This is a genomic window from Sphingopyxis sp., assembly GCF_036402335.1.
Lineage (GTDB): Bacteria > Pseudomonadota > Alphaproteobacteria > Sphingomonadales > Sphingomonadaceae > Sphingopyxis.
The window spans coordinates 1-4,808 of the sequence record NZ_DASWTD010000668.1; the positions used below are offsets into that span (position 1 = coordinate 1).

Genomic DNA, 4,808 nt, shown 5'->3' on the forward strand with positions numbered 1-4,808 from the left:
GGCGAGAACCGCGAGCGAATTCGCCACCCAATGCGCGCCCGCCTGCGCGATGGTGAAGCAGAGCAGCGAATCCTGCACCTGCGCGGTAACAAGCGAACCGCCCTTGCCGTCCGACAGCCAGTCGACCGCGCGCACATCGGCATCGGCGCCGAGGCCGAAGCTGACGATATGCGCCGCATGTTGCTCCGCCTTCGCGCGGAGCCGCCCATAGTGCGGACTGTCGAAGGGGACGATCGCAGTGCCGCCGGGTTCGAGCCCCTCGAAAATCTCGCCCTTCGCATCGGCGATCGCTTCTTCGCTGCCGAAATATTCCATATGTGCGGGAGCGATGGTGGTGACGATCGCCACATGCGGACGCACCATGCGCGTCAGTTCGGCGAGTTCGCCCGCGTGGTTCATCCCCATTTCGAAGACGCCGAAATCGGCGGTCGAGGGCATGCGCGCGAGGCTCAATGGCACGCCGACATGGTTGTTGTAGCTTTTGACCGAGCGATGCACCCTGCCGGGGCGGAAGCGGTCGAGCGCGGCAAACAAGGCTTCCTTCGTCCCCGTCTTGCCCGCCGAACCGGTGACGCCGATGATGCGGCCATGGCTGCGCGCGCGCGAAGCAGCCCCGAGCGCGTTGAGCGCCGCGGCGCTGTCGGCGACGCGAACGTGCGGATGATCGATGACATTTTCGCAGACGATGCCCGCAGCGCCCGCAGCGATTGCCTTGTCGATGAAGGCATGGCCGTCGGCGACTTCACCCTTCATCGCGACGAACAGGTCGCCCGGCGTGACTTCGCGCGAATCGAAGGCGACGCCCTGCACCGTAAAGTCGGCGCTGGCCGTGCCGCCGGTGGCCGAAGCGATGGCGCGCGAGGTCCAGAGCGGGTTCATGCCGCTTCCTCGCGCGCGACCGTCACGTCGTCGAAGGGAATGACGCGCATGTCGTCGCCCCGGCCGACGATCTGGCCCTGTTCGTGGCCCTTGCCCGCGATGCAGATGATGTCCTCGGCGCGTGCTTCGGCGATCGCGGCGGCGATCGCAGCGCGCCGATCGCCGATGACCTGCGCGTCCGGCGCGCCCTCGGCGATGGCGGCGCGGATCAGCGCTGGGTCCTCGCCGCGCGGATTGTCGTCGGTGATAATCGCCACATCGGCCTTGGCGGCGGCAACCCTGCCCATTTCGGGGCGCTTGGCCTGATCGCGGTCGCCGCCTGCGCCGAAAACGAGGATCAGGCGGCCGGTCGCATGCGGGCGCAGCGCGTCGAGCGCAGCCTCGATCGCGTCGGGGGTATGCGCATAATCGACATAGATCGGCGCACCGGTGCGGGTAATCGCTGCCCGCTCGAGCCGCCCGCGCACCGGCTGGAGCCGTGCCAGATTGCCGAGTGTCTGGGCGATATCGCCGCCGGTCGCGATGACGAGGCCCGCCGAAACGAGCGCGTTCGCAACCTGATAGGCACCGATCAGTGGCAGCGTGACCTTTTGCGCCATCGCACCTGCCTGAATGAGCAGCGACTGGCCAAGCTGGGTCGGCGCGCGCGAGACGAGGCGCAGATCCTCGCCATGCTCGCCGACGGTCAGGATGCGGATGCCGCGCTGCTTCGCTTCATGTTCGGCCGCTGGCGACCACATGTCGTCGTTCCAGATCACCGCCGTGCCGTCTTGCTCCACGACTTCGGAAAACAGCCGCATCTTGGCCGCGAGATAGGCCTCCATAGTGCCATGATAGTCGAGATGGTCGTGGCTGAGGTTGGTGAACGCCGCCGCCTTCACCGGCAGACCCTCGGTGCGATACTGGTCGAGCCCGTGGCTCGACGCCTCGAACGCCGCGTGGGTGACGCCCTCGGCAGCGAGGCCCGACATGTTCGACAGGAAGGTGACGATATCGGGGGTCGTCAGGCCGGTCGAGGCGCTGTCCTGCGAGGTCGTAATGCCGAGCGTCCCGATCGACGCGGCGTTGAAGCCGGCCATGCGCCAGAGCTGGCGCGTCATCTCGACAGTCGACGTCTTGCCATTGGTCCCGGTCACCGCAACGCAGGTCGCGGGGAAGCGGTGGAAGAAGCGCGCCGCGATATGCGCGAAGGCACGGCGTGGATTGGCATCGGCGATATGGACCGCGCCCGCAACCCGTGCTTCGGGTCGCGCGACGACGGCGATCGCCCCTGCCTCGATCGCGGCGGCAATGAAATCCTCACCGTTGAATTTTTCGCCGACGAAAGCGCCAAAGACTGTTCCCGGCGCGACCTTGCGATGGTCGATGGCGAGGCCTGTCACGACCGGGTCGGCGCCCTCCCGCCCTTTATCTTCGAGCAGCGCGGACAGGCGCATTATTCCGCTTCCCCGTTTCTCCACAGCAGCGGGGTGAGTTCGGAAACATCGACATCGCGGCTTTCGTCGGGGAATACGCCGAGCATCGGACCGGCGCGCATCACGACCTTCTTGACCACCGGTGCCGCGGTAAAGCCCGCCGTGCGCTGGCCCGAACTATAGGCATTGCCCTTGGGCTCGTCGATCATCACGACCACGACGTAGCGCGGATTGTCCATCGGGAAAGCCGCGGCAAAAGTCGAGACGAGCGAATGGCGGCGATAGCCGCCGGCACCGGGCTTTTCGGCCGACCCGGTCTTGCCGCCGACGCGGAAGCCGGGTGCGTCGGCCTGCCGGCCGGTGCCGTCCGAAACGATCAGGCGGAGGAGCTGGCGAATCCGGGCGCTCGTCGCCGCCTTGAACACGCGGCGGCCCTGCGGCGGCGCCTTGTCGCCGAGCTTCATCAGCGTTGCGGGGCGCCAGATGCCGCCGTTGACGAGCGCGGCATAGCCGCTCGCGAGGTGCAGCGGGGTGACCGCGATACCGTGGCCGTAGCCAGTGGTCATCGTCGTGAGCCGGCCCCAGTCCTTGGGCCACAGCGGGAAGGCGCGTTCCTTGAGTTCGATATGCGGACGGCCGTCGAATTCGAGGCTGCGGAACATCGCTTCCATCTTGTCGCGGCCGAGTTCGTCGGCGATGCGCGCCGTGACGATGTTCGAGCTGTGGATCAGCGTTTCGGGCACGTTCAGCCAGCGCCGCGACGGATGGCTGTCGCGGATCCTGAAGCCCGCGATCGCCAGCGGCTGGGTCGCGTCGTAGCGGCGCGCCATGCTGGTCACCGTGCCGGCGTCGATCGCCGCGGCGACGGTGAACGGCTTGAAGGTCGAACCGAGCTCGTAGAGATTATAGGTGACGGCGTTGCGGCGCGTCGCCGGATCGCTGCCGGTCAGCTTGTTCGGGTTGAAGGTCGGCAGCGAGGTCATCGCCGCGACTTCGCCGGTGTGGACGTCGAGAATGATGCCGGCGCCGCCGATCGCCTCGAGATTGGCGACCGCAGCGCCGAGTTCGCTTTCGAGCACGCCCTGCACGCGCGCATCGATCGACAGCGCGAGCGGGTCACCGCGGGTCGCCTTGTCGATCAGCCGCTGATCGAAAGCGCCCTCGACGCCGGTAACGCCATGCCCCTCGGCATTGGTGAAGCCGAGCACATGCGCCGCGAGAGTGAGCTGCGGATAGAGCCTCTCCTTTTCACGCGGAAAATCGAAGCCGACGTCGCCGATCGCGTTCACCGCCGCGACCTGATCGGGCAGCGCGCGACGCCGGATATAGGTCGGGCGCCCGCCGCTGACCTTGGCAAGCAGTTCCTCGCGCGGCGTATCGGGGAATATCTTGTGGAGTTCGTCGGCCAGATACTGCTTGTTGTTGAGCAGCTTCGACGGGACGACGCGGATCGAATAGCCGTCGATGGTACGCGCGAGCGGCACGCCGTTACGATCGACGATATCGGCGCGCGCGGGCACGAAAGCCGTCGCCGCGCCGCGGCTGGACGAGGTATCGAACAGCGCGAAATAGAGCAGGCGCATCGAGACGAGGAGAAAGGCGGCCCCGAACAACAGCATCAGGATCATCAAACGCTGCTGCGCGGTCAGCAATATCTGCTGCCGCACACCAGCGGTACGAACCCGGGTCGGACGGACGACCAGCGTGTTCATCGGGCGGACTTTCCTCCCGCTGCTTCGACCGCTGCCGCGCGCTTGAGATCGGCGAGCGTCGATTCGGCGAGCAGCTGATCCTCGATCATCTTCAGTTGTTCGCGGCGGCGCGTCGGGGCCATCCGCGGCGTCACGTCGCTGCGCACCGCGGTCTCGGCCTGCGCGAGAACGATGGGCTTTTGCGCCGCAGGCTTGCTGGCGACCGGGTTTGCCTTCGGTGCGGCGCTTGCAGAAACGGCCGGCGCCGCGACAGGCGAGACCATCGCCATCAGCACCGGCGCTACCTCGTTGGCGCCACGCGCGCGCGGCAGACGGTCGAGCGAGGCGAGCTGGCGTTCGTTCGAGAGATACTGGCCCGCGTCGGGCGCCGAATAGCCGAAGGTGTCGGCATTCCACTGTTCGAGCTGGCGCATCGAAGCGCGTACCGCGAGTTCGGATTCAAGGTAGCGGATATTGTCGCGCGTCCGGTCGATCTGCCGTTCGATGCGCGTCAGTTCGCTGCGCGTCGCCGCGACCTTGAGCGACACGGGGTAAAGCATCATCGCGAAGATGAGCACGAGCAGGACCAGGCCGATTCCCTGGAGCTTGCGGGCCGCCATCAGCATGACATTGCCTCCTTCATCGTCGAATGGGCCGGAGCAGCGGTCCGGATCGCGCTACGCAGTGTCGCCGAGCGGGCGCGCGGGTTGCGTGCCTCTTCGGCCTTGCCCGGGCGCACCTTGCGCGCCGGAGTTTCGAAGGTTGCGGCCCGCGCCAGAGGAGTCGTCGGCGCGGGCCGGTGACGCGAACCCGCGGCATCGCC

General features: G+C 67.2%; 4 protein-coding genes and 1 pseudogene. All 5 read right to left on the reverse strand.

Annotated features, from left to right (window positions below):
• The coding region (locus VGD20_RS21455) for a UDP-N-acetylmuramoyl-tripeptide--D-alanyl-D-alanine ligase (protein ID WP_331136399.1) at positions 1-879 on the reverse strand (879 nt) is incomplete at its 3' end.
• The gene (locus VGD20_RS21460) at positions 876-2,315 is read right to left on the reverse strand and encodes a UDP-N-acetylmuramoyl-L-alanyl-D-glutamate--2,6-diaminopimelate ligase (RefSeq protein WP_331136400.1); all 1,440 of its coding nucleotides are present in this window, start codon (positions 2,313-2,315) and stop codon (positions 876-878) included. The genes VGD20_RS21455 and VGD20_RS21460, both read right to left, overlap by 4 nt.
• Positions 2,315-4,006: a penicillin-binding protein 2 gene (locus VGD20_RS21465; RefSeq protein WP_331136401.1), complete on the reverse strand. Its 1,692-nt coding sequence runs from the start codon at positions 4,004-4,006 to the stop codon at positions 2,315-2,317. Before VGD20_RS21465 ends, VGD20_RS21460 begins: the two co-directional genes overlap by 1 nt.
• Complete coding sequence (locus tag VGD20_RS21470) at positions 4,003-4,611, reverse strand: hypothetical protein (RefSeq protein ID WP_331136402.1); 609 nt, start codon at positions 4,609-4,611, stop codon at positions 4,003-4,005. The genes VGD20_RS21465 and VGD20_RS21470 overlap by 4 nt, the downstream gene beginning before the upstream one ends.
• Positions 4,605-4,808, reverse strand: a pseudogene (locus tag VGD20_RS21475) (16S rRNA (cytosine(1402)-N(4))-methyltransferase); the annotation flags it as partial. The gene VGD20_RS21470 and the pseudogene VGD20_RS21475, both read right to left, overlap by 7 nt.

Coding starts and splice junctions, on each gene's coding strand:
- VGD20_RS21460 (WP_331136400.1), bottom strand. CDS start 2,315: ATGCGCCTGTCCGCGCTGCTCGAAGATAAAGGGCGGGAGGGCGCCGAC.
- VGD20_RS21465 (WP_331136401.1), bottom strand. CDS start 4,006: ATGAACACGCTGGTCGTCCGTCCGACCCGGGTTCGTACCGCTGGTGTG.
- VGD20_RS21470 (WP_331136402.1), bottom strand. CDS start 4,611: ATGCTGATGGCGGCCCGCAAGCTCCAGGGAATCGGCCTGGTCCTGCTC.